22 protein-coding genes, 1 tRNA gene and 2 pseudogenes are annotated in these 24623 nt (G+C 56.0%); 8 read left to right on the forward strand and 17 right to left on the reverse strand.

What is annotated here, in order from left to right; genetic code table 11:
- Both ACR0LL_RS17890 and ACR0LL_RS17895 read left to right on the forward strand, forming a co-directional pair.
- Nucleotides 1-306 (forward strand): annotated as a pseudogene (locus ACR0LL_RS17890) (hypothetical protein); the annotation flags it as partial.
- Nucleotide 307: 1 nt separating this feature from the next.
- Nucleotides 308-709 carry a hypothetical protein gene (locus ACR0LL_RS17895; RefSeq protein ID WP_480588558.1) on the forward strand — a complete coding sequence of 134 codons (402 nt, stop codon included), beginning with the start codon at nt 308-310 and terminating at the stop codon, nt 707-709.
- A gap of 143 nt (nt 710-852) precedes the next feature.
- Here the strand turns inward: ACR0LL_RS17895 and ACR0LL_RS17900 are convergent.
- The 16 genes and pseudogenes from ACR0LL_RS17900 to ACR0LL_RS17975 form a co-directional block, all read right to left on the reverse strand.
- Nucleotides 853-1553: pseudogene (locus ACR0LL_RS17900) on the reverse strand (IS6 family transposase).
- Between the two features lie 84 nt (nt 1554-1637).
- Nucleotides 1638-2333, reverse strand: a complete 696-nt coding sequence (locus ACR0LL_RS17905) for an RraA family protein (protein ID WP_480588560.1) — start codon at nt 2331-2333, stop codon at nt 1638-1640.
- Entirely contained in the window at nt 2330-3025 is a 696-nt protein-coding gene (locus tag ACR0LL_RS17910; RefSeq protein WP_480588562.1) for an alpha/beta fold hydrolase, read from the reverse strand. The genes ACR0LL_RS17905 and ACR0LL_RS17910 overlap by 4 nt, the downstream gene beginning before the upstream one ends.
- Nucleotides 3022-4146 carry a cobalamin-independent methionine synthase II family protein gene (locus tag ACR0LL_RS17915; RefSeq protein WP_480588564.1) on the reverse strand — a complete coding sequence of 375 codons (1125 nt, stop codon included), beginning with the start codon at nt 4144-4146 and terminating at the stop codon, nt 3022-3024. Before ACR0LL_RS17915 ends, ACR0LL_RS17910 begins: the two co-directional genes overlap by 4 nt.
- 102 nt (nt 4147-4248) lie before the next feature.
- The gene (locus ACR0LL_RS17920; protein WP_480588566.1) at nt 4249-5211 is read right to left on the reverse strand and encodes a cupin domain-containing protein; all 963 of its coding nucleotides are present in this window, start codon (nt 5209-5211) and stop codon (nt 4249-4251) included.
- A gap of 151 nt (nt 5212-5362) precedes the next feature.
- A complete protein-coding gene (locus tag ACR0LL_RS17925; protein ID WP_480588568.1) occupies nt 5363-6337 on the reverse strand; it encodes a nuclear transport factor 2 family protein in 975 nt (324 codons plus the stop codon).
- Complete coding sequence (locus ACR0LL_RS17930) at nt 6334-7353, reverse strand: LacI family DNA-binding transcriptional regulator (protein WP_480588570.1); 1020 nt, start codon at nt 7351-7353, stop codon at nt 6334-6336. The genes ACR0LL_RS17925 and ACR0LL_RS17930 overlap by 4 nt, the downstream gene beginning before the upstream one ends.
- Nucleotides 7353-8120, reverse strand: coding sequence for an SDR family NAD(P)-dependent oxidoreductase (locus ACR0LL_RS17935; protein ID WP_480588572.1), 768 nt, complete (start codon nt 8118-8120; stop codon nt 7353-7355). Before ACR0LL_RS17935 ends, ACR0LL_RS17930 begins: the two co-directional genes overlap by 1 nt.
- A gap of 1 nt (nt 8121) precedes the next feature.
- The gene (locus tag ACR0LL_RS17940) at nt 8122-9171 is read right to left on the reverse strand and encodes an ester cyclase (protein ID WP_480588574.1); all 1050 of its coding nucleotides are present in this window, start codon (nt 9169-9171) and stop codon (nt 8122-8124) included.
- 83 nt (nt 9172-9254) lie between these two features.
- Nucleotides 9255-10595: a histidinol dehydrogenase gene (gene hisD, locus ACR0LL_RS17945; protein WP_480588576.1), complete on the reverse strand. Its 1341-nt coding sequence runs from the start codon at nt 10593-10595 to the stop codon at nt 9255-9257.
- Nucleotides 10596-10606: 11 nt separating this feature from the next.
- Complete coding sequence (locus ACR0LL_RS17950; protein ID WP_209507348.1) at nt 10607-11137, reverse strand: ester cyclase; 531 nt, start codon at nt 11135-11137, stop codon at nt 10607-10609.
- 132 nt (nt 11138-11269) lie between these two features.
- Nucleotides 11270-12298 carry an ester cyclase gene (locus ACR0LL_RS17955; protein ID WP_480588578.1) on the reverse strand — a complete coding sequence of 343 codons (1029 nt, stop codon included), beginning with the start codon at nt 12296-12298 and terminating at the stop codon, nt 11270-11272.
- Between the two features lie 179 nt (nt 12299-12477).
- Nucleotides 12478-13359, reverse strand: coding sequence for a carbohydrate ABC transporter permease (locus tag ACR0LL_RS17960; protein WP_209507350.1), 882 nt, complete (start codon nt 13357-13359; stop codon nt 12478-12480).
- A gap of 1 nt (nt 13360) precedes the next feature.
- Nucleotides 13361-14389 (reverse strand): carbohydrate ABC transporter permease, encoded by a 1029-nt coding sequence (locus ACR0LL_RS17965; protein WP_209599328.1) that lies wholly within the window; start codon nt 14387-14389, stop codon nt 13361-13363.
- 65 nt (nt 14390-14454) lie between these two features.
- On the reverse strand, nt 14455-15681 hold the full coding sequence (locus ACR0LL_RS17970; protein WP_480588580.1) for an ABC transporter substrate-binding protein: 1227 nt from the start codon (nt 15679-15681) through the stop codon (nt 14455-14457).
- An 83-nt stretch (nt 15682-15764) separates the two neighbouring features.
- Nucleotides 15765-16814: an ABC transporter ATP-binding protein gene (locus tag ACR0LL_RS17975; protein WP_480588582.1), complete on the reverse strand. Its 1050-nt coding sequence runs from the start codon at nt 16812-16814 to the stop codon at nt 15765-15767.
- A gap of 160 nt (nt 16815-16974) precedes the next feature.
- Here ACR0LL_RS17975 and ACR0LL_RS17980 point away from each other — a divergent pair, with 160 nt between their 5' ends.
- From ACR0LL_RS17980 to ACR0LL_RS17990, 3 genes are read left to right on the forward strand one after another with little or no spacing between them, the layout of a single operon-like run.
- Entirely contained in the window at nt 16975-17976 is a 1002-nt protein-coding gene (locus tag ACR0LL_RS17980; protein WP_480588584.1) for an ester cyclase, read from the forward strand.
- A complete protein-coding gene (locus ACR0LL_RS17985; protein WP_480588586.1) occupies nt 17973-18863 on the forward strand; it encodes an amidohydrolase family protein in 891 nt (296 codons plus the stop codon). The genes ACR0LL_RS17980 and ACR0LL_RS17985 overlap by 4 nt, the downstream gene beginning before the upstream one ends.
- Before the next feature lie 45 nt (nt 18864-18908).
- Nucleotides 18909-19364, forward strand: a complete 456-nt coding sequence (locus ACR0LL_RS17990; RefSeq protein WP_480588587.1) for a tyrosine-type recombinase/integrase — start codon at nt 18909-18911, stop codon at nt 19362-19364.
- Nucleotides 19365-19477: 113 nt separating this feature from the next.
- Here ACR0LL_RS17990 and ACR0LL_RS17995 read toward each other — a convergent pair.
- Nucleotides 19478-19562 (reverse strand) — tRNA-Leu (locus ACR0LL_RS17995).
- Nucleotides 19563-20398: 836 nt separating this feature from the next.
- Here ACR0LL_RS17995 and ACR0LL_RS18000 point away from each other — a divergent pair.
- Genes ACR0LL_RS18000 through ACR0LL_RS18010 form a run of 3 tightly spaced genes read left to right on the forward strand, consistent with a single transcriptional unit; the run spans nt 20399 to nt 24587 of the window.
- Nucleotides 20399-20821, forward strand: a complete 423-nt coding sequence (locus ACR0LL_RS18000) for a hypothetical protein (protein ID WP_480588588.1) — start codon at nt 20399-20401, stop codon at nt 20819-20821.
- Nucleotides 20822-20823: 2 nt separating this feature from the next.
- A complete protein-coding gene (locus tag ACR0LL_RS18005; protein ID WP_480588589.1) occupies nt 20824-22836 on the forward strand; it encodes a dynamin family protein in 2013 nt (670 codons plus the stop codon).
- An 8-nt stretch (nt 22837-22844) separates the two neighbouring features.
- A complete protein-coding gene (locus ACR0LL_RS18010; RefSeq protein ID WP_480588590.1) occupies nt 22845-24587 on the forward strand; it encodes a dynamin family protein in 1743 nt (580 codons plus the stop codon).
- The last annotated feature ends 36 nt before the right edge of the window (nt 24588-24623 follow it).

Raw genomic sequence — 24623 nt, forward strand, 5'->3', positions numbered from 1 at the left:
ACTATCTCTTCCGGCTTCGGTCGCTTGTTTGCCATTCTTAGTCCTCCGTTTCCTAAACATAGCGTCGGACCAGTTCAGTGGGGGAGGCTCACCCTTGCCAACAGCCCTCGCATCATTCTGGCAGATGAACCAACTGCGGCGCTTGATAGCCAGAGGGCCGGGATCGTGATGGACCTGATGCGCAAGCTCGCAGCTGAGCAAGATGCCTGCATCATCGCGGTGACGCATGATGAAAAGATCTACGACAGGTTCGACAAGCTGTTCCACTTACGCGACGGCCGACTTGATGGAGCGGAAGGGGCGTGACATGAAAAATGCAACCACTGGCAACCGCGCCCAGAACATAGCGGCGAGCGTGGCAATAGTGTTCGGCGCGTTGACTGTTTTCTCAGGCGGACGGGCCTTGTTTGGTGGCGATGAAGCACGCGCCGCCGTTGGTAATGCAGTGCCCTTCGTGCTGTGGTTCAACTTTCTGGCAGGATTCGCCTATGTCGTGGCCGGCTTTGGACTGTTTCTACGGCACCGGTTATCGGCCTGGATATCAACAGGCATTCTGGTTGCCACCGTTCTGGTTTTTCTGGCCTTCGGCACTCATGTGTTGCAAGGCAATGCCTATGAGATGCGCACCGTCGGTGCGATGACCTTGCGCACGGGTGTCTGGTTAGCCATTTCCGTTGTGGCTTGGGTGCATATCTGGCGAGCAGAATGACTCGCCTGTAGATATGCCGTTACTCGCAGGACATTTCCTTTGACCTCCCATTTCGGGGACAAAGGAGATGTTTATGAGTCAGGATGTACGCGGGTGTTGTCACGTTAACGTCCGGTCGACCAGGGAATGCTGATGGTCGGGATTCAAGCGGCTCGAGTGGCAGCATTCCAGGCGTCAAATGCCTCGAGGCGGTGATAACGGATTGTTAGTGCGGAGCGACGACGTGCCGGGACGCGGAAGCAATTTCTAACGGCTGATGGGTGGTTACGAACCGCTGCAAACCTCCTGAAGATCGGTGTCCTAGCATCGTCCGTTCTCGCTTTCGGAATGGGAGGGGGCTGTTTTCAGCTCGATTGTTGAGGCCCTTGTGCGACCAACGATCCAAGCCCGGCGCGATTTCCCGTTTGGCGGTGCCTTAGGACCGCAACTTGTTCGTGATGATCCGCTTGGGAATGAAACCAAGGCGCTTGATCAGGCCGCGCAACAGCCGTTTTGCCGCCCGTTTGTCCCGCCTGGGTTGGAGGATTTCCTCCAGCACGACGCCATGCTGATCAACCGCACCCCAAAGCCAATACTCGCGCCCCACGAGTCTCACAGCAACTTCATCCAGATGCCAGACATCACCTGGGCGGCCATGTCTCTGCCGCAGATTTCGAGCTACCGCCGGTCCGAATTTGATGACCCAGCGACGGACGGTTTCGTAAGACGCATCGATCCCACGCTGCAGCAGCATCTCTTCAACTTCCCGCAGGCTCAAGTTGAAGCGAACGTACAGCCACACCGCGTGCGCGATGAGCTGGGGCGGAAACCGGTGGCGCTTGTAGCTGATTGACGATGTGTTCATCAGTGTCACCTACGCCCAGCCGTGAATCACGCCGACACGTGGAAATCAATGGGTCCTGACAATAGGGGAATACAAATCGCAAGTTTAAGTCCGAGAGGCTTCAAACGCTGCCCATGCTTTTTCAAATGCGTCGAAATCGAACCCAGTTGCGCGGGCGGGATCCAGAATCAGTTTTTCGGTTTCAAGCAATTTGATGATCGCCTGTTCAAGCTTGCCCATCACTTCGGGCGGGATAACCAGCGCACCATGACGGTCCGCATGCACAAGATCGCCGTTCTGAATCTCCAGGCCAAAGATCGAAACCGAGGTGCCGATTTCGCGCACGTGTACGAACCCGTGACTGGGCCCGATTGACCCGGCAACAACTGGGAAGCTACCGGGTAGATCACCCAGGTCGCGCATTACTCCGTTGGTCAGAGCGCCGCTGATGCCGAAGCCCTTGTGGACCGTCGTGTTGATCTCGCCCCAAAAGGCGCCGATGCAATCTGGATAATCCAGATCCTCAACCACGGTGACAACCGGGTCACTTCCACTTGCCATATGCCTGTAATAGTCCATCCGACGTTGGCGGATCACCCCAGGCGGTTCTGACGGCGGGCTCACAGCAGCGATCTTCGCGGTACGGGCATATCCCACCATCGCCCCCGCATCGGGATCAGAACACAACATTGTGCCCCGGGTAAATTCATTGAATCCGCGCTTGCCCTTCGCCACTTCGATGGCGTTGCAAACAGTCGGCGTGTCGACCTTTTTCAGCAGGTCCAGCAAGGATTGGTTCATATCATCTCCAGCCAGCGGATCAAAGCCGCCGTTGTTTGTCGCGGTTGTTCCAGTGTCGGCAGGTGGCCGGCGTTTTCTATGATTTCCAACCGGCTCTGTGGCATCAGATCGTGCATCAATTCATGCCTTGAGACGGGGCACAGGGCATCGTCGCGCCCACAGAGAATGAGTGCTGCGCCGGTGAAGTTACGCAGCGTGTTGCTCTGATCAGGGCGATCACCCAGAGCTTTGGATTGATTGACGAAAACGTCCGGCCCAAGATCCATGGCCATGTCCATGCACAAATCTAGAATGGCGGCGCGACGCGGACCGTCCGCCAGGTAGTTCGGTTTCATCTCTTCGGCCATGACTTTGCGCAGGTTGCCACGTCCGACCGCATCGATCTGAGGGCCGCGCCTGGCTTTGACCTCGTCCAGTTCAGCAAGCGGATTCGTGTCCATCAACGCCAGACCAGCCACACGGTCCGGGGTCTGCCGCAGAATTTCCATCGCCACGATACCGCCCATCGAGAGTCCCGCCAGAGCAAAGCGTTCGGGCGCATAGGCTAACACATCGGTGGCCAGCGCCCGCATCGTTTCATGGCCTCCGATTGGTGCGCACAGGATCGGGTATTTGCCTGACAAAGCGTCAATCTGCGGAGCGAACAACCGCGCATCGCACATCATTCCGGGCAGGAGGATAAGTGGCGTCATTTGACCAAGGCAGCCCCTTCGGCAAGCGCGCCCAGCTTGGCGTAGGCGATATCCGGATCTACCGCACCAAAGCCCGCAAAGGTGCCAAAGCCGCAATCTGATCCGGCGATTACACGCTCATTTCCAACTATGTTCGTAAACCGCTCGGTACGCTGAGCAATCAGTTCCGGGTGTTCGACAAAATTCGTCGTGGTGTCCACCACACCGGGCACAAGAACCTTGTCACCCGGAATTTCACCCTTGCGGTCACGGAACACCATCCATTCATGCGCGTGTCGCGGGTTAGAGGTTTCAAAAAGCACGTAGCGCGATTTGGTCGACATTAGCGTCGAAAACACCTTGTCCATGCCGATGTCGCAGCAATGTGGCCCCTCGTAATTGCCCCAGCAAATATGGACACGCACTTTGTCAGCCGGGACATTTTGCAATGCGTGGTTCAATGCCTCAACATGCATGTTGGCGATTTTCACGAACTCGTCGTCGGACAGATCGGTGAACAGCATATGGCGCGACAGGGCCAGATCCGGGCAATCCAGCTGTAAATCCAGACCCGCACCAACGATGGCTTCATATTCTTCCTTCATCGCGTCAGCCAGCGCGGCCAGATAGGCCTCGCGCGTCGGATAGAAGTCATTCAGCAGAAACAGAGAAATCACCCCAGGGCTGGCTGCGTTCATAAAACCGCGCCCGACCCCGTGTTCGACCATGGCAGCCTTGAGGTTGTCGATGTCCTTCTGCAGCTCACCTTGCCCTTTTGAGCGCACCTCGCCAACGCACATGGGTCGCGCATATTGGGGCGTGCCGCCATCATCCGCCAGACGTTTCAGAAAACCGGGAAACATCTTGAGGTCTGCGGGCGCATTGCGCGGGCTGTCACCCGCAAAGCCGGTATAGCGGTCCTTGACGTAAGTGGCGTAAGAGATCTTTGAGGTCTCACCGTCCGAGACGATATCTACCCCAGCCTTGACTTGTTTCCGCACGGTCTCGGACACGGCCGCGGTCATGCAGGCGTCAAATGCGGCCTGATCGAACGGTTCCTCTCGCTCGCGAGCGAAGATGAAGTCAACGACCTCCTGATTTCGTGGCAGACTTCCCACATGGGTGGTTGAAACGCGGGTCATGTTAGGATCTCCATTCAAATCTAGGTCCATCGCCGGGCCGGAAAGCCGGCGATGGATGTGCTGCGCGCGCCCCGATTGAAACCGGGACGTGTAATTTCGGCGTTATGCTCCTGTCCAAGTCGTCCCAGCAGGGTCGTCGGTTGCGGTGATACGGTACAGACCCGCTTGCCCGGTCATAGACGGTTCGGCGCTGTAGCTTTCACCGGGCAGAACCAGAGCGGTATCGCCGTTGGACAGGGTAACCTCGACCTCATTGATCTTGATACGCCAATGGCCGCTCGCCGGCATCAGAACCACGGGTTTGTCCGCATTGACCAGTTCAGCCACAGCCGAACCGCGCGTCATAAAATCAACCTCGAAACCGGGCTTGTCTTTGATCAGACCATTTTCACCGATCACAACCGCAGGTTTGTCCGCTGCCAGCGCCATCAGGTCCCAGTAGCGAGCGACGTATTTGCCGATCACCGCATCAACGGGAACCTCGGGGAAGGCTTTCAGTTCTTCCTCGGTCAGTAGCGGCATCGGCTGCACATTGTCCGGCAGTTCTTCGCCCTTTTTGCTGTCGTACAGGACGCCGTTATTGCCCAACATCAGGCCATGGGCCTGCGCATCCTGAATGACTTGCGGAGCCCAGGTCACGCCGCCACCGGCATCGTCGCCACCCAGCATCGACATGATCATGCCATAGTCCTGGCCGACATTCTCGAAACCGCGGAAAATCCCGGTTGGGATGTTGAAGATGTCACCTTCTTCAGCGATGAACTCGCCTGCCGTACCATAACGACCCCAGAAGAACCGCCATCGACCTTTGGCAACAAAGAACACCTCGGCGGTGGTGTGGCTGTGCAGCGAGTTGCGGCATTTCGGCGGTTGCCCCGCTGCACCGATGTTGAACCCGATCTTGTCGGTGATGTGGACGTGCTGATCCGGGCTTTCGCTGACCCCGCCGCCAATGATTGTAAAGTTCTCCTTCTGGTCCGAGCCCGGCGTGTGCGCGTCGATGAACGCGGTTTTACAAGGCTTCAGTTCGCCATAACGGACGATGCGGCTTTCGATGGTACTCATATCTTTTCTCCTATTGATTTGGGTTTGATCGGATCAAACCAAACCACCCGGCGGACGATTGTTCAGTCGCCGGGCGCGCAGGCTGGCGCGATGGGCGTGGTACCGCCGCAACGCCTGCCCGGCATCCAGATTTGAGATACGGTGCGACATTCTAGAGATCGCCGGTTTTCAGTAGAATCTGTTTCCAGATCGAGGTTTCGTCAAACAAGGTGTATTCCTTGCGCAGACCCCATGGACCGAACTCGGCCTGGCTGATGCCCAGCACAAAGACCTCGGCCCCTGTGGGCACGCCGAACACGCCCCAGCCGTCATGTGTGCCATGCAAAGACCAGCGGATCGCGGCGCGCGGCGACATCATCGGGTCGTCACGGCCGATCTGGTGGTGAATCTTGAATTCGGCACCTGGGAACGCTGCGCGCAGGCCCATCCAGAACCGATCAACCGGCCCCCAACTGTGGCCGGTCTTGCCGCCGGGATATTCTGACAGAACAGCGCGGTCGTATTCAGCCTCGATCACCGTCATATCGGCATTCATGATCCGGGTCAGGATATCCGCGTATTTCTGGCCCCATTCATTGTCATTGCCACGGCCTTTATAGGGGCCGGACCGATCAATCGCGGGCGTGAGGGGTTGCACGCAGGCGTCTGGCCCACCCTCGCGCGCGATCAGATCGCGGGCGTATTCCTTGGGGTCCCAGCCCATCTGCTGCACGATCGCGCTCTGGTCGCGGATAAGCCACTCATCGTTGATCTGGTTGTTGATGGCGTGGCAGTCGGCCAAAATGCGGTAGACCAGTTTCTTGCCGGTCGCCTTGCCATACACACCGTCACCCAGATGGGTCGCTGTGGACAAAAGGCGATGCGACGACAGCATGCCCTCTTCCGGCGTTCCCGACCAGATTACATCCTCACCCAACAGCGTTCGATCAGGGAATTCTGCCAGAGTTGCCATAGTGGCAGCAATGACATTCTGGTTTCCGACAACCACCGACCCAGGTGACCGCACGACGATGTCCGGGGCGTAATAGTCGTGCAGCGTGGCAATGCCACGATCTTCCCAGATTTCTTTGGTAATCCCGATTATGTAATCGGGGAAATCTTTGAACTTGGGATCAAATCCCTTCATGTCTTCCATCCTTCAGGTATGCGGGCGGAGCCGCGCACAATTAGCGGTCCGTCAATCTCGACCCGACGAGGACCGGCATCGGGGTCCTCGATCTTGCCGAGCAGAATATCGACAGTTTCGGTGACCATGCGATTGGCGGGCTGTCGAATGGTGGTCAGGTTGTATGCTGGCCATGAGGCGACAGTGACATCGTCATACCCGATGACCGAAACGTCGCCTGGAACATTCAGTCCCAACTCAAACCGCAGCGTGTCCATAACGGAAACGGCCATGTGATCGTTGGCGACAAACACCGCATCAGGCGGATCGGCTTCGAACATCCGCAGCGTGGCTTGCCGGGCTTCTTCCGTCGAAAAATTTCCTACTTCGCGAGCGTGCAGCGTAACCCCGGCTTTCTGCAAGGCGGCAACAAACCCTGTTTCGCGGTCACGTTGGGTCGAAGCTCCTTCCCACCCGGCGATATATCCGATCTTTTGGTGCCCAGCTGCCAACAGGAACTCGGCAGCCTTTCGACCACCGGCAACGTTGTCGGATGTAACTGACGACATTGCCGTGTCGTCTTGTGCCCGATTGAACAATACCATCGGTATACCGGCCGTTCGGCAGCGGTCGGACAAATCCGAGGACAAAGCCACCGAAGCGGCGATGATCCCTTCGACCTGAAAGTCGAGTATTTCTTCGACAACATTGTCGATGTTTCCAGACTCATGCGAGGCCATGAATATCAGCACGTGGTATCCACGTTCCTGCAATGTGTTTGTCAGCTTTTCCAGTGCCTCGGGATAGAACTGGTTGTTCAGATAGGCCACGACAAGCCCGATTATCCGGCTTTTCCCGGACACTACAGCGCGGGCCAGAACGTTCGGGCGATAGCCCAGTTCCTTGGCCGCCTTGCGCACCTTTTCAACGGTTTTTTTAGACGCAGACGCGCCGGGGGTGAACACACGGCTGACCGCAGATTGGCTGACCCCGGCAAGACGGGCAACTTCCAGTGATGTAACCTTTTGTGTCGCCATCAGTCTGCCGTCCAACCTCCGTCAACCATCAATGCCGTGCCCGTCACCAGCGCCGACGCATCCGAGGCCAGATAAACCACCGCCCCCATGATGTCCTCAATCTCTCCGGGGCGACCCAGTTTTATCTTGTCCAGAATCCAGGCCCGCTTGTCCGGGTCGTCGAAAGTCGACTTTGTCAGATCCGTCAGAATGAAGGTGGGGCAAATCGTGTTAACCCTGATCTTTGAACGTCCGAACTCAAGCGCCATCGCCTTGGTGAAGCCTTCGACCGCGAATTTCGACGCACAATAAACCGCGCGTTCGCGACCACCAACATGGCCCATCTGGCTAGAGATATTGATCAGCGAACCGGGACGGCCAGCGTCGAGTAGGCCTTTGGCAACAGCCTGGGTCAGGAAATAAGCCCCTTTGACATTGACGCTTATCACCGCATCGAAATCTTCCGGCTGTGTTTCCACGGCATTGCCGTGTCGGGCAAGCCCGGCTGAGTTCAGCAGAATATCGAACGGCCCTTTTTGCGCTACTGCTTCAGCGGTTGCTGTCACGTCCGAAACATCCAGCTCCAGAACCCTGGCAGACCATCCCTGCGCCGACATATCTTTTGCAATATCCTGAAGCGCACCAGCACGGCGCGCCGCCAAAGTGACCTCAGCACCATGTTCCGCCAGCGCCACAGCGCAGGCTATGCCTATCCCCGACGAGGCTCCGGCGACCAAAGCTCGCTTGCCGCTCAGGTCGAAACTGGGGGTGCTGGGAAAATGGGGCATATCAGACCTCGCCGACCGGGAATGGGATGGTGCCCGGTACACGTGCCTTATTGAACTCACGCAGTCGGGCAAAAACATCTACGCCCAATTGCCGATACACGTCCAGCAGATCGACCAACACCCAATTCTCACGGATCAGCCCACCTTCCAGACGCCAGAAATCAAGTGACTTCAAAGTGATCCGTTTGCCCGAAGGCGCAATCCCCATCCAGCCGTCATGGGTGACGGTCTGGATCATGTTCGGCCAGCCGGTCACAGCGGCGTAGTCGCCATCACCAAAAAAGTGAAAGGTGATCTCATCAGCTTGCTGGCCGCGATCGGGCATTCCGTTGAGGAAGGGAATCTGGTGCCAGTTGCGGAAACCCGCGATACCGCGCGCTGTCCCGATCCCTGCAGGGCCATACCAGTTCATGCGCGGATGCCAGAACCGCTCCATCTCCATCACTACGGGCCCACCCTGGCTGGGGTGTTTCTCAAGATGTTTCAGCATGTCGACGATATGATTGCACGAGGCCAGAGATTTCACCTCATCCCACGGTCCGGACACAACGCCATCCAGAGTCGCCGGGCCGGGAATGCAGAACTCCAGCCCCAGAGACGGGGCCATTGGCCAGGCATTCGCCTGCATCATGACTTCGGGAATGTCCCAGAGTGTCTGGATCTCGACAACCTTGCCTTTTTCGAAACGGTAGAATTCGTGGAACCGCATATGGGTCAGATGCCCCGTCGGCGGGATGTCCAGCCAGGGCGCGACGAAGGTGCCGAAGTAGTGGCCACCGCAGCCAACCCAGTCGTTACCCTGTTCTGTCCGACCACCCATGACGATCCAGTCGCGACGCTCAAGATCGGGCATGGATTTCAGAAGTGGCGCAAAACAGGTGTCATAGAGTTCCTGCGGGCCGGTCAGATCTCCGAATGGATACAACATGTGGATGGCGGCATCGGGCGCGATCACCGACTCCAGCGCCGCTCGTACCCCGGCTTCGTCGAATTTATTCATGGCCTCGCGCAGGGGCGCGATCAGGGCCTTTTGGGTAGAGTGAGTATCCATTGCGAAATCTCGCATTATTTTAACTTCTTATCTTAAAAATTCTGTAGGGCCCCGGTCGAATCCCTGCACAAAGTTCGTCACGCTTACGAGGTCGCATCGGCCGTCTCGCGATATGATGCGCCTTCACCATAGGGCACGTTGATGCCCCCATAACGCCGGACACGGATGTTGCATTGTTCAGCATGTCCGACAAACCCTTCCAGCATGCACAGGCGCGAGCCGTATTCGCCGATCATCGCCGCGGCCTCATCAGTGACGACTTTCTGGTAGCTATGCGTTTTCATGAATTTGCCGACCCAGAGCCCACCGGTATAGCGCCCGGCCTTCTTGGTCGGCAGTGTATGATTGGTTCCGATCACCTTGTCACCGTTGGCCACGTTGGTGCGCGGACCAAGGAACAGCGCGCCATAACAGGTCATGTTTTCCAGGAACCAGTCGTCGCGATCTGTCATGACTTGAACGTGCTCGGACGCGATGTCATCGGCCACTTGAAGCATCTCGTCATAGGTGTCGCAGACGATGACCTCGCCGTATTCCTCCCAACTGACCTTGGCAGTGCCGGCGGTGGGTAGGATACCGAGGATACGGTCGATCTCGCTCAGTGTTTCTTGGGCCAGCTTGTACGAGTTGGTGACCAGAACGCAGGGGCTGTTATAGCCATGCTCGGCCTGTCCCAGCAAATCGGTCGCACAAAGTTCGGCGTCCGCAGCAGTTTCATCTGCGATGACCATCGTCTCGGTCGGACCCGCAAAAAGATCTATACCGACACGGCCAAACAGCTGGCGCTTGGCTTCGGCCACAAAGGCGTTGCCGGGACCAACCAGCATGTGAATCGGATCAATGGTCTCAGTCCCTATCGCCATGGCACCAATGGCCTGGATACCGCCCATGACATAGATCTCATGCGCGCCGCCTAGATGCATCGCTGCGATTACGGCCGCATTGGGTTTGCCGTGAAACGGAGGGGTACATGCGATGATGCGCGGAACACCGGCAACCTTGGCAGTTGCCACTGACATATGCGCCGAAGCCACCATCGGGAATTTGCCGCCGGGGACATAGCACCCCACAGACTGCACAGGGATGTTCTTGTGACCAAGGATCACTCCTGGCAGAGTTTCAACCTCGATATCCAGCATCGAGTCGCGTTGTGCTTGCGCAAAGTTCGTCACCTGCTTCTGTGCGAATTTGATATCGGCCAGTTCGCGTTCAGTCAGCGAGTTGATCAACTCGTCGATCTGGTTCTGGCTCAGGCGGAAGCTTTCCGGCGAGTAATTGTCGAACTTCTCTGACAATTCGCGCACAGCAGTATCGCCGCGGGTTTCGATATCCGCCAGCGTTGCCTCGACAACAGCTCGGGTTTTGGCATCGTCTTCCGCTCGGTCAGCTTCAGGTTTGCCGCGTTTCAGGTATTCAATAGCCATTGTCTCTATCCTCAGTTTTCGGGCCGGGGTGGAGTTTTTTCTCCCCGGTCAAATGCTTCCCAGCCTTCGCCGTTGAACAGATCAACGCCAAGCTGCGCGGCGACATGGGCGAAATCGACGTTCACCCAGTTGTCAACGATCTTGCCGTCGACGACTTTCCAGAAATCCATGTACCGGATCTCGACCCGCTTGCCGGTGGGCGCGATGCCGAGGAACTCGCCCGAATGAGTTGCCTCCTGTCGGCCGAAAGCGGCAGCCCACTCGCCCATGTACAGTCGGGCCTCATCAATGCAGGTCTTGTCCGAGAACGCCGCCTGAAACGGGCGTTGCCAGTTTTCCTGAAACTCCTTGAGCCCAGTTTTGGTGCCGCAGCCCCGGTTGCCGATCCAGCGGAACCCTTCTGCGAAGAATTCGCCGATATCGTCGATGCGGTGATCGTTCAAACCATCGACCATCCCCTCGATCACGGCGCGGGTCTCGTCGGTTTTTCTCATGTCCGTGTCACGTGTCAGCACGGCCTGTTCGGGGCGGGAGCCCTTCATGTGTCTTTTCCTTTTATGGATACCAAGGGGTTTTCTGTCTGGACGGGGACGGTTGGTCGGCCGTCAGAAAATCCCTTGGCATCCGGTTGAGCGCCGGGTGGCGCGCAATGGCGTTATGTCTGGCGGAACAGCTCATTGGGTCTGTTCAGAAATTTGGGCAAAAAGGTCGTAACCCAGTTGCAACAGCAGATGTGGAATATCGAGCATGCACCAGTTCTCGATGATCTTGCCGTCTGCGCAGCGCCACCAGTCGCAGTCACGCATAAAAACGCGCTTTCCCGTTGGCTCTAGGTTTAGGAAAGGTTTGACGTGGACGCCAGTGATCTGCGGCCAGCCGCACAGGAACGCGTAGTCGCCATCCCCGGCCTTGCAATTCGAACCAACGCCGGTGACGCCTACATCCTTGCCGTCGCCCCAGCCCTCGAACGTGTTTTCGAAAGGGGACTGGAAACCGGCAAACGCGTCCACTGTCGCATAAGAGCCCAACCCGCCGGGACCGTACCACACCATTCGGTCATCCCAATAAGGTCGCCAGCTTTGGTCCTCAGTCGTCAGCTGTATTAGCATGTCCTCGACCAGATCTGCTGTGGAGCGTGACTGCGCTGGGTCTGATGGCCCAATGACGATACCGTCATGCGTTGCCGGACCCAGCACGACACCTTCATAGCCCTGTAGGTTCAAAGGCCAGAGGCCGAGTGCGATGATCAGTTCTGCAAAACCGAGGAAGACATAGGATTCGACGATCTTGCCATCTTCCATTCGGTGGAATTCACCAAACCGCAGAAATGCCAGTTTGCCACTGGGTGGAATACCACAAAGCGGTCGCTTGAAATGACCATGGAAATACCCGGTTGAGGTGACCCACTCGCTTCCCAGGTATTCGCCACCCGTGACCACATAGTTCTGACGGGTGAGCCCCGCGAACGCCTCTGAAATCGGCAAGATGACAGAGCTGACGTAGCCGTTGCCATCAGGGGCTACATTGATCGGATGGCTCGCTTCGGTAGTGGCCGTTGCGGCGAAAATCTCGCTGGCGGCCGTCTGCATGGTCTCGCCTAGGCCCTTATCAAAGCTTTCGAGAAACTGACGATAAAGCTGTTTGTTTTCAAACGTGGTTCCGGTGGCAATACCCATCGCTGGGCGATTTGCGCGCTTGTTCATGGCGCTTTCCTTTTTAGGACGTTTTCCTATTCGCTGTGGCGGTGTGCAGGCACGAGGACCCGCGCGCATCAAGGCAAATGGAATTCGTCCCGGCCGTCGGGCCCGGCGCGCAGCCAAGTTCAGGCTGGCTGCGTGCGCATGGGCAGATACGGACTGAGGATGAGTGCGCCCCATTTATGTCAGCCTTTCACAGCCCCGGCGGTCAGGCCGCCGACGATCTGGCGTTGGAAGAACATCACCAGGATGAACAGTGGAACTGTGGCTGAAACCACCGCCGCAACGGCGAACATCACGTTGCCCTCGGTTTGTGTTGTACCGAGGAAGGCGGCGATTGCAGGCACCATGGTGCGGTTGCTTTCGGACAGCAGCATCGCCCCGACGGCAAAGTCGTTATAGGCCAGAAGGAACGAGAACAGCCCGGTAGTGATGACGCCTGGCCACATCACCGGAATGATCACACGTCGGAAAGCCTGAAACTGATTGCATCCGTCGACCTTGGCACTTTCATCCAACTCGCTCGGGATGTTCTTGAAGAAGGAATGCAACATCCAAAGAGTGAACGGCTGGTTGATCGCCACAAGCACGATAATGGTGGTTGGAAGAATTCCCCAAACATTCCATTCAAAGAAGGGTAACAGATAACCTGAGACCAGAGTGATTGGCGGCATCGCGCGGAAGATAAGCGCCGTGATCAACAGCCAGAATGTGTAGTTGTAAGTAGACCGCGAAAGGGCATAGCCTCCTAGCGTCCCGATAGTCAGTGAGATGGTAACAACAAAGAAACAGACGATCCCGGTGTTCAGAACATTGCGCCAGAACTCTTCCTGAATCCAAGCACCCTCATATCCGGTGGTGGTGAACGGCGAGCCATAAACCGCTTCGGTTCGGGCACCAGTCAGGGCGTTGGTCCAGTCAGCGATCGAAAAGAAATCCAGCTCGACCTTGAATGACCCCCACACTGTCCAGAGGAACGGAAAGGCGGCCAGGATAAACCATAGGAGCACAAACAGGGATGAGGCGATCCGAAGGCTTGTAGGCATTCTTTGCGCGCGGCTGGCCATATTATCTTGCTCCTTTGAAATCGCGCCAGGTGCGGACAAGCACGGGCGACAGAAGAATTGCGACCCCGAAAATCGTCATCACAGAGGTAGCGGCCGCGGAAGACAGTTGCCGAGTCTCGCCACCGAGATCGTAGAAGATGAAGGTGCTGAGTGATTGCGCATGCGCTTGTGCACTGAAGCCGATGATAGGTTCAAACACCTTGAAATTGTCCATCAACTGGATCAGCGCAACAAATGTGACCAGTGGCATGAGATGGGGAACAACCACGAATTTAACTTGTTGCCAGCGCGTGGCCCCGTCGATCTGAGCGGCCTCTATCTGGTCTTGGGGCAACGTTTGCAGTCCAGCATAGAACACGACAAAGGCAAAAGGCGCAGCGTGCCAAACACCATAGACCATCAGAGCTACCCACATCAGCCCTGTTGATGCTTTCAGGCTGAAATCCGGATCTCCAGCCAGATATACGAGGGCGTTGCCGATCACCCCGCGACTGTCAATCATCCAAAACAGGATGAGCGAGCCGATCAGCGGGGTCACGATCATGGGCAGAAGAGAGAAAAAGATCATCAGACCTTTGAGTTGCCTGTGCAGGGAGTTTACTGCCAGCGCAATCACCAGCCCCAAAATAATTGTGAGCGGTGTCACGACAGCAACGAAGGTCAGCGTGAATGCCATCGCCCGGTAGAAGGGCAGATTACCAAGCTCGGTGAAGAAGCCGCCCCATGTTTCATTCGCGGCCCAGATTTGACCAATTTCCTGTATCGCCAGATGGCCTCGGTTAAAGTAAATGTCCAATCCCACAAACCGGCCCAGAGGTTTCTCGGCGCGAAGCGCCGCGGTGGCCTCTTGATCAACAGTGGTCTCAGTTGTGCATCCGATAAGCGGGGTGCAGTTTTCGACCTCTAACAGAACGGCCGGGTGGGGCGCAAAGATCGATTGAGTCACCACCGAGACAATTGGCATTGCAATGAACAGCAGCATCGCGAGTCCTGTGGGCAGGAAGAACCAAAGGAATGTCTTATGGCGCATGTTGCAATCCTCGCGTGAGTAGGATTGCGCGGGTGGGTATCAAAGGCACCCGCGCAATGGGCTTCTTATTGCAGATAGCCTTGCTCGATGGCGGCGGCACGATAGGCGGCCTCGACATCTGCAAGTGCCTGTTCAGCGCTTTCCTTGCCCTGCATGAAATCAGCAAGTTCGTTGCCAAGTGCGCTGTGCATGAGCCCCATGTACGGCAACATCGGATACGGTGGCGTGCCCATTTTGGCCGCAGCAAACACGCCCTCGGCATCTTTTCCCGGCTGGTAGCCTTCAATCAGCCAGACCGCCAACGGCGTGGTTTCATCGTTCAGCATGTCAGGACGGATGCCATGTTTCATTGCGATGAAGGTGGCCTCGGCCTCTTCATCTGAGATGTTCTTTCCGACAGTCCAACCGTCCCACCACAGGGTCGTTGCAGGGATATCTCCGCCACCAACTGTAAGCGGCGCGCCAATCGCATGGCCGTCGATTACCTCCTGCAACACACCTTCGGTGGTGGTTTGCTGCGAAGCGCGCGAGCCCCACATATTCATAATTGCAACGTTGCCAGCACGGTATTCGGCATTTGTGGCATTGGAGTCATGAGTCAGGAAGTCGGGATTCATGTATTCCGACAAAGCCTTCATCATATTCAGGGCGTTGACACCAGCCTCAGAATTCACGTTGGGTTCGGCCGTACCGGGTTTAAAATGGCTGCCGCCATAACCAAGGAACATATTGTTGAATTCCTGCGCCAGGTTCCAACCCGATGCATAGGCTCCACCAACCGGGTTTTGCATGATGCCCTGCGTACGAATGGCCTCGGCCACCTCGAGCATTTCCTCATAGGTAGTCGGGACTTCCACACCGGCTTGCTCAAGGATGTCCTTGCGGTACATCAGATGCTGCGCGTTCGCCATGAAGGCGATAGCCATGATGTTGTCGCCAATCTTGATCAGCTGCCCAGGCTGCAGGTCCTGACCATACTTTTCCACCAGGTCATTGAGCGGACGAATAACGTCTTCGTTCATCAGTGCCACAACCGAACTATTGGCGATGATTGCGGTCGTGTATTCCGACGGATTGCCCGACAGGCCAGCCACGTTGATGGTCTGGTGCTCGGATGTCAGGTTGGATTCTACCGACGCCCCGGTGCATTCCTTCGCTCCGGCTGCGACGGCCTGAATGGCCGCAAATTCATTGCCGACTATGTTGACACGTGCGCCGATTTCGCAGGCGTATCCCGCGCTTGCGGCAAAGGCGGCTACAGAGCCGACCAGTGCAATATTCTTCAGAAACATCAATATTCCTCCCTAGATGGATGGGTGCATCTTCGAAGTCTGCACCCTGCTTACCCCGTCCCAACGGGTGTCGTTTGCGGTTCTCAGCCCTCCAGGCGAGCCCCGGTTTTCGCATCAAACAGATGGCAGTGATCGGTATGGATATGAATCGAGACCTGATCGTCGATTTCGGCCCGATAGGTTTTGTCGGCCTTGACCGAGACCAGCGCACCACCGATCCGAACCGAAACCATGGTGCTGTCGCCCAACAGCTCTTGCGTATAGATCGGCGCGTTGATCTCGCCGCCACTTTCCACAACATTTGCGTCCTCGGCGCGAAACCCCAGCGTGATAGGACCGTCCGGCGCGTTCAACCCGTGCACCTCTGTGCTTTGGGCGCTGAACACGCCACCCTGAACCTCGCCATCGACAAGGTTCATTGCCGGGTTGCCGATGAAGCTGGCCACAAATGTATTTGCAGGTTCATCGTAAATATCGGTTGGGGAGCCAACCTGCTGAACCACACCTTGTTTCATGATCACCACCCGATCAGCCAAGGTCATTGCCTCGATCTGGTCGTGGGTCACATAGATCGTGGTGACCGCCAATTCGTGGCTCAGGTTCTTGATCTGCGCGCGGGTGGAAACGCGCAGTTTTGCGTCAAGGTTGGATAGTGGCTCGTCCATCAGAAACACGTTCGGCTCGCGCACAATGGCACGAGCCAGGGCAACCCTCTGACGCTGACCGCCAGACAGTTCCGCCGGTTTGCGGTGCAGGAAGTCATCCAGCTCGACCATCGCCGAAGCGCGCCGCACTTTTTCGTCATGGGTAGCAGGGTCAATACCGCGAACTTTCAGCGGGAAGCGAATGTTCTCATATACATTCATATTCGGATAGAGCGCGTATGACTGGAACACCATCGCGACATCGCGGTCTTTGGGCTCCATGTCATTTACTCGCGCGCCATCGATCAGGATATCCCCCTCAGACGCGTCCTCGAGACCAGCAATCATGCGCATTGTCGTGGTCTTTCCGCAACCTGACGGCCCAAGAAGCACCAGAAATTCCTTGTCGGCTATTGTCAGGTCAAAATTGTCAACTCCAACAAACGATCCCCAACGCTTTCCAACATTGCGAAGTTGAATTTCGGCCATTCTGTCCTCCCTGCCGCACGCATCGTGCATACGCTTGCAAAACCATAGACAACAAAAGAAACATCTGGCAAGCTTTTTTTGCATGCGTGTGCAAACGTCGACTTCATCTTCTTCGCAATTCGCCCCATGACAGCGACCAAAGAACTGAAAGAAAGTAATAATGTCCTATGAAATCCAAAAAACGATCATCTTGGATTACTACTCGGCGCTCAGCAGCGTAAAAGAATCGGATATCGCTAACACGTTGTCTGAGTTCTGCGCAGAAGACTACCTCTGGCGCGGTTTCCACCCGTTTGATGAGCTTCGGGGCACCCATGACGTAGCGCAGGCATTCTGGCGTCCCCTGAAGCAAAGCCTAGGGAATATGCAGCGCCGGATGGACGTGTTCATGGCCGGAAAAAACGAGATGGACGGATTCACCTCGGTCTGGGTTGTTTCAATGGGGCACCTGATGGGCCTGTTCGATAATGCGTGGCTGGGCATCGCCCCCACAGGCAAGATGGCGTTTTTGCGCTATTGTGAGTTCAACAGGATCGAGAATGGGAAGATCGCCGAGACGGCGATGTATTTCGACATCCCGCATTTCATGATGCAAGTCGGGTTGCAGCCCTTCCCACCCCAAACCGCAGCCCACCTGGTGCAACCCGGACCGATGACGCATGACGGGTTGATGTTCGACCCGCAGCCTGCCGAAGAAGGCGAGAAAACTCTCGGCACGATCAACGCTATGATTTCCGATCTCGGCCAATGGAACAGCGGCCTGAGCCTTGAGGAAGAATTGCGCCAGACATGGAGCGAAGACATGATCTGGTGGGGACCCGCCGGGATCGGCGCGACCTATACGATTGAGCGTTATGCAAAGCAGCACTCAGGCCCGTTCCGCACATCCTTAACGGACCGTTCGAAGACCAAGCACATTTGCCGCTTGGCTGAGGGTCACTATGGTGGCTTTTTCGGCTGGCCGAATTTCACGGCGCGGCCCACCGGCGGGTTCATGGGTATGCCCGCCACCGACAAGGCCAGTGAATTCCGCGTGATCGACATCTATCGTCGCGAGGGTGACAAGCTGGCCGAGAACTGGGTTTTCATCGATCTGCTGCATTTCTGGAAACAACAGGGTGTCGATATATTGGGGCGCATGGCGAAAGTACCGCGAACATGACCGGCTGGATCGACGCCCATCACCACCTTTGGGACCTTGAAGCCGTGAACTACCCCTGGCTGATGGCGCGCGGGTTGGAAAGGTTCTTTGGCGACCCGACGCCGATTCAACGGAATTACCTGCTGCGCGAGTTCCGGTCCGAAGCCGCGCCCTGCGGAGTCGGTGCCTCGATCCATATCCAGGTGGGAGCCAAAAACGGTCTGGACGAAGCCCGGTGGGTTCAAGCTGTCGCCGATACCAATCCAGACTGGCCAATGGCGCAGGTTGTGTTCTGTGACCTGACCTCGGCTGACCTACCCGCCCAGCTTGATACGTTTCAGGCCCTTCCAACTGTACGCGGTGTGCGCCAGATCGTCGGGCGCGCACCCGGAGAGGACGCGCAGACGGGCACAAATTCTCTGCTGGGTGATCCGCGTTTCCTGACCGGCTTACGGGAAACTGGTCGGCGCGGTCTCAGCTTTGATCTGCAGCTCATTCCCGAACTGATCGAGAAAACTGCCCGAATTCTCGCGCAAGCGCCGGATACAAGGGTCGCCTTGTGCCATGCCGGATCACCGCATGACCGCAGCCCGGCGGGCCTGAACGACTGGGCTCAGAGACTGCGCGCGCTATCCGATCTACCGCATGTCTCGTGCAAACTGTCTGGTCTGGGTATGTTCGATCACAACTGGACGCCTGACAGCATTCGCCCGATCGTGGAGATTTGCCTTGAACAATTCGGACCCAAGAGGGTCATGTTTGGCTCAAACTTCCCGGTCGACAAACTCTATGACAATTACGCATCGCTGGTACAGGCTTACCGTGATCTGGTACCGGCTGAAGCACAATCGGCGGTTTTCAGAGAAACCGCCGCACATTTCTACGATCTTGAGGGGTTCGGAGAATGATACTTATCTTTGAATCCAAGGTGAAACCTGAATGGATCGACTAGAATGGCCACAAATGGCTTCACCTGTGATCAAATTGGCAACGCTTATGAATGTCACTCGGGGGAACTAACCCCCAAGTGCAAAAGCTACTGGGCTCTGCTGCAAACTTATGGCATTGACGATTGTTGGGTTGCCTGCCCCGAATTCCTAAGCCGATATCTTGACGGACTGAGCCGCAATGGAAGGTTTATGATGGCGAAGAACTTGAAGCAGGGGATCGCCAAGAAAACAATCCAGCAGCGGGTTCTTGATGTTCGCCGCCACAAGGACGTTCAGGTAGAGGATTATGTCATCCACGGATGGCGCTATAACGCGGCTGTATCTTTGGCGGAAGCTGGATGCAGTGACAGTGAAATCCAGGCGGTCACCGGCCACAAGACGCTTGAGATGGTCAGGAAGTACCGGAATCAGGCCAACCAGAAACAGCTAACGAAGCGAGCACAGAGACGCCGTAAATAGGTCTGGAACAGAACGGGACCGGAACATGAATCTGGAAAACATAGTGGGAAACTCTAAAATGCACGTCCAGAAAAATGACTGCACAGACTTAAAGTTTCCTTTTGTTATTAAAATGGTGCGGGTGGAGGGACTTGAACCCCCACGCCTTGCGGCGCCAGAACCTAAATCTGGTGCGTCTACCAATTTCGCCACACCCGCAACTCAGCGCCGCAGCGCTGGATTGAAGCGGTCAATAACAAAGCTTGCTTCCGAGCGCGAGGGGTAAAATACATGTATCGCCAAGTTTGTAGATCCTCTGATGAGATATGGGGCAACCACACTATCTTATGAAAATGTTTAGCCCCAAGAGGCTTGTCAGTGGAAAGTTGATGGGAACATCAGTGGCCGTGAAACCCGATATCCTGCGGGACAATGTCCACGCTATTTTGGAAGAGCTCTTCATTCGTGCCGAAGTTAAAATTTGACCCAACTAGCCTACAAAATATCGCTCTTACGTTGACCAAAGTCCTAGAAAAAAAGCCGACAGCTTGTTGTTAGATCACCAATGGCGAACATGGAAATCCTACTTCATTGCCCTCGCGCGTTCATAGTTGAACCCATGGCAGGAGGCGCGGGATTACCCGCCACGACACCCCAGAAAACGCATCTGCGACCCTTTCCAACTCAGAGAGCAACTTCAGGTTTCTGAAACAACAAGAATAACTTATCCGACTAAAGTGCCCTTCAGGGCCACACAGATTTTTGAATGTCCCGCACCGTCAGGTTCAGGCAATTGTGTTCCGCCGGTCCCCGCTCGGTTTCATACAGTTGGTGCGGAATGGCTCTTTCGTCATAGGCATTCCCGCGCAGGTTGAGGCATTCTCAAGAGAACTCCACCACAAAGCTGCCACATTTCAAACGCCAAAAAATCTTATTCACGTCAAAATAAGACCGCCTTGAAAGGTCTTGTTGTTTAGCAGGAGTTAATGAGTCTTTTTTGCCACTTTGGCGCCGGTACGAGTTTCCTGCTCAACTCCAGTACAAGGTTTACTGCTGTGACCGATCTGAATCCCTCCGCTACTGCCGAGCAAGAGGCTGTCTTCTTTGCTCGCGAAAGCTTTCTTGGCGAACTCAAGATCCTGAACCGGGACCACCCGAACACGGGCTTTGGGATATCGCTCCGAACCCATTCCGGAGACCACTACCTGCTGGCCAATGCGCGTATGCCATTGCCCGCGGTCAAATCCGAGGGTTTCCCGACCGGACGCCGCGTTGCGTGCCTTGAAAACGGCGATCGCTTCAGCTCGATCGAAGTGCTGGCTGACGCCAAGGCTTACGAAACCATCAGCCCGCGCGCCGAGGCTGACATTCTGGGCAACGCTTTGAACCTGATCGCACGTATCGACACGTTGAAAGGAATTCCAACGGGCCGTCCTTCGCATGAACCCCGCATCGCAGCTACGGGAACCGGAGGTTAAGCATGGCGCGCAATGATCACCTGTTGTCTGTAGGCAACGAAGCTCTGGCGCCAATGACTTCGGCAATGTCATCACTGACGGCGCAGATTGATCAATTGACTGAGGTGGCTGATGCGCGCTCCTCGGCACGTCTGGCAACACTCAAGACCCGGATGGAAAACTTCACCGCCAGCATCACTATGGTCGGTCAGGTAAAAGCGGGCAAATCATCGATTGTAAACATTCTTGCGGGGCGCCCATCTTTGCTTCCGTCGGATGTGAACCCGTGGACGTCGGTCGTCACAACCCTGAATATCAACACGCGTCCACCGGGCGATACCAAGGCCAAGTTCACCTTCTTTGAGCAGGAAGAATGGGACAATCTGATGGTCGGGGGCGGCCGGTTGGGCGAATTGGCCAACCGTGCCGGTGCAGATGACGAGATGGAGGACATTCGCCGTCAGATCGGCGAGATGAAAGCAAAGTCGGAAGAGCGTCTTGGAAAGCACTTCGACCTGATACTTGGCCAAAGCCACCAATACGATCACTTCGATGAAGAACTGATCCAAAGATATGTCTGCCTGGGCGATGAGGACGACCCGGATATCAATCCAAAAACAGGCCGGTTCGCAGATGTGACCAAGTCGGCCGAGTTGTACATGGATATTCCTCAGTACCCGATTGCGCTGAAACTCTGTGATACGCCGGGTGTCAACGATACCTTCATGGTGCGTGAACAGATTACCCTGCGCAGCCTGCGCGGGTCCGAAGTCTGTGTTGTGGTGCTTGCTGCAAGCCAAGCCCTGACCACCATGGACATGGCCTTGATGCGGATCATCGCTCAATTTGAGAACCGCCAGATTGTCCTGTTTGTAAACCGGATTGACGAGTTGTCAGACCCGGTCAATCAAGTCCCCGAAATCCGCGACCGGATTCTGGATACTCTGAAACAGAACAACATCGACGCAAAGACAAGTGTCGTGTTCGGCAGTGCCTTGTGGGCCGAGGCAGCACTGACCGGGAACCCCGAGATTCTGAACGAAGAATCCCGCGAAACACTCAATACATTTTACCTCGCTGCCGGGTTCGGTGATCAGGCCCCCTCGCTGGACAAAATCTGGGCATTGTCCGGTTTGCCTGACCTGCTGCTGGCGATAAACGAGCGTATTGCAGAAGGTGCCGGAGCAAGGCTGATGGATCGGGTTCGCCATCGCGCCCGCAACATCGCCAGCCAGATTCGTGCCACCGCCGTGGCAAAGACTCTGTCAGAGGGTGAAGGCGTTGCGCGTGATCTTGACGGTGTTTCTCCGGAAGATGCAATTGCGAAAGTTTCTGCGGAATATGAAAAGAAAGCAGCCGAACTGACCAATGCATTACGTGACAAAGTATTGGAGCGCCTGAACTCAGCCGAGGCGAATTTTGTGAAGCGCGCCACGGATTCTCTGATCGCGCACCTTGAGAAGAATGGCGAGCAAGGCACTTGGCAATACGACCCTGCTGGATTGAGGACTTTGCAAAAAGCCGCTTATTTCAGTTTTGCCCGCGCAATGCGTAAGGATGCTGGCACGCTTTATTCAACTGCGGCTGCAGATGTAGAAGCGCTGTATCACAAAATTCTTGGCAACCACCTGGGTGAATTCAGCATCGAAGCACCTATCGTGCCGCGCGTTCCACCACCGTTGGGGATTGGCCGGACGATCGCTCTGGACTTGCAAAGTACCTGGTGGCGACGCTGGTGGCAAAAGCGAAAAGGCTTTGAAGCGTACGCTGCCGATTACACACGCCTGATCGCGTCCGAGGCGAATTCGATCACCAAGGATATCGAGGAAAACCAGATTGCGGCCGTGTTGGAAAACGTCCGCGCTATTCTGGCGGATTTCATGCGGGAACAGAAGGAAACGTTGCTGAGCATCTCATCATCAGCAGACAAAAACTCCGGCCAGACCTCGGCAGCGATGGCGGGCCTGCAACCTCAGAAATCGCGAGACGAGATTCTGGGTGACATCCTGAAAGACCTAAGCAACGAAGCGGCATAAGTAGAAAAATGGCAAAAGATTCACAAACACGCTTTGTTTCACCGAAAGCATGGGAACGTATCGAGCAGTGGTCCCGCCGCAAACCGGTTTTCGCTTTGATGGGTGAATTCAGCGCTGGCAAATCCACACTGATGAACTTTTTACTGCGAACGCAAACCTTGCCAACGCAGGTTACTGCAACCCAGTTACCACCGGTCTGGTTTAGCTGGGGCAGTGAAAAACCATATATCAAGCGGCATGACGGAAGCGTCGAACCAATCGAGCTGGATCAGCTTGAGACTGTTGGCGTCAATGACGCGCAGTTCATTCGTATCTTTCTTGAAGCAGATATTCTGGAAGCCGTCGATCTGATCGACACCCCCGGTATCTCGGACCCCAAAATCTCGACAGATGTCTGGCAGCGCGCAGTCGGGCAGGCAAACGGCGTCATTTGGTGCACCCATGCGACGCAAGCCTGGCGCGAAACCGAACGTGCAACGTGGGTTTCGCTGCCGGACCGCTTGCAACACAACTCGCTGCTGTTGGTGACGCGGGCGGATGCACTAAACCTTAAAGACCGTCAAAAGGTTCTGCGACGTGTCAATCGCGAAGCCGGACATCTGTTCAACCGGTCCATTTTGTTTTCCGCCCGGGATGCGATCAATGCCCGCGACAAGACTGGCGACGCCGAAAAGTGGTCGCGCAGCGGCGGCGGCAAGATGATCGACAGTTTTCTGGAAATCACAGAACAGATCATGGACAATCGCGCCGATCAGCTGGCGCGGTACCAGATCGACAAAAGCCAGTCCGGCGCATTCAAGGTTCAACCACTGCGCCCCGCCCGCAAACCAGACGACCGAGAGGCACTGGCGGACGGCATCGAAGCTACTCCTCTACGGCTGGTCAATCCGCTGGAAAACGAACAGCAGCCAGAAGCCGACGATCATAATGTCGTAACAAGCTTCCCCATCCGGCCAGCCCGTGTAGAGCGACGCGTTGACGAAGGCGAACGGGTTCGGATCAACCCGGAAGACGCTGAACGGCTGCGGGCAGAAATGGTATCAGACACCGAGCAGATGCCTGAGGAAACCGATACCAGCGACGAGTTGCGTACCTTCTTCAAGGACACCTCGAGCGATCCGCTTGAGTTGAAGAATGTCGCCGGTCTGGAAGAAAACGTGGACGAGTTCGACCTGTCCGGTGAATTCGGTGCTACCGATAATGCTGACGACCTGCTGGGTGACGCTCCAGATGCTGAAACGGGCGACAAGTCCGTTGATGACGTGCTGACCTCGTTGAACACGACCTTGCGTGAAGCCGCGGCCGAAGCGGACGAAGTCGAAGTTTTCACGCCGGAAGTTGAATCGCGTGATGATCGGGGTATCGAAGTCTCGGTATCCTCCATTGCGGCGCTGATGGCGGCTCAGCCCGAGAACAACGCCGAGGATTACGAACCTGAGCCTGAGACAAACGGCTTGATAGAAGTCGTGGCCTCAGTCGAGGAAGAGGCTCGCGACATCCGCAACGATACGCACATCGATCTTCCAGAATCCGCAGCCGGGTCGCCGCTTAGCGCGTCGGATATGTGGCGGGAAATTACAAACAAGGAGGACCTGCCAAAGGACGCAGTCGGGCTTCAGAATGTATTCAAAGCCTTTCTTGCCGAATTTGACCAGATCGCAGTTGAATATAGTGCGAAACAGTCCAGACACGCCCCGCAAGCCATTCCAAAAACGAAAGAAAACAGCAGTGCAGAATGGCATGTTTTGTAAGGATGCCTTAATCAAGGCGCTGAAAAGAAGGACGAT

This window comes from Ruegeria sp. AI2 (genome assembly GCF_056541275.1).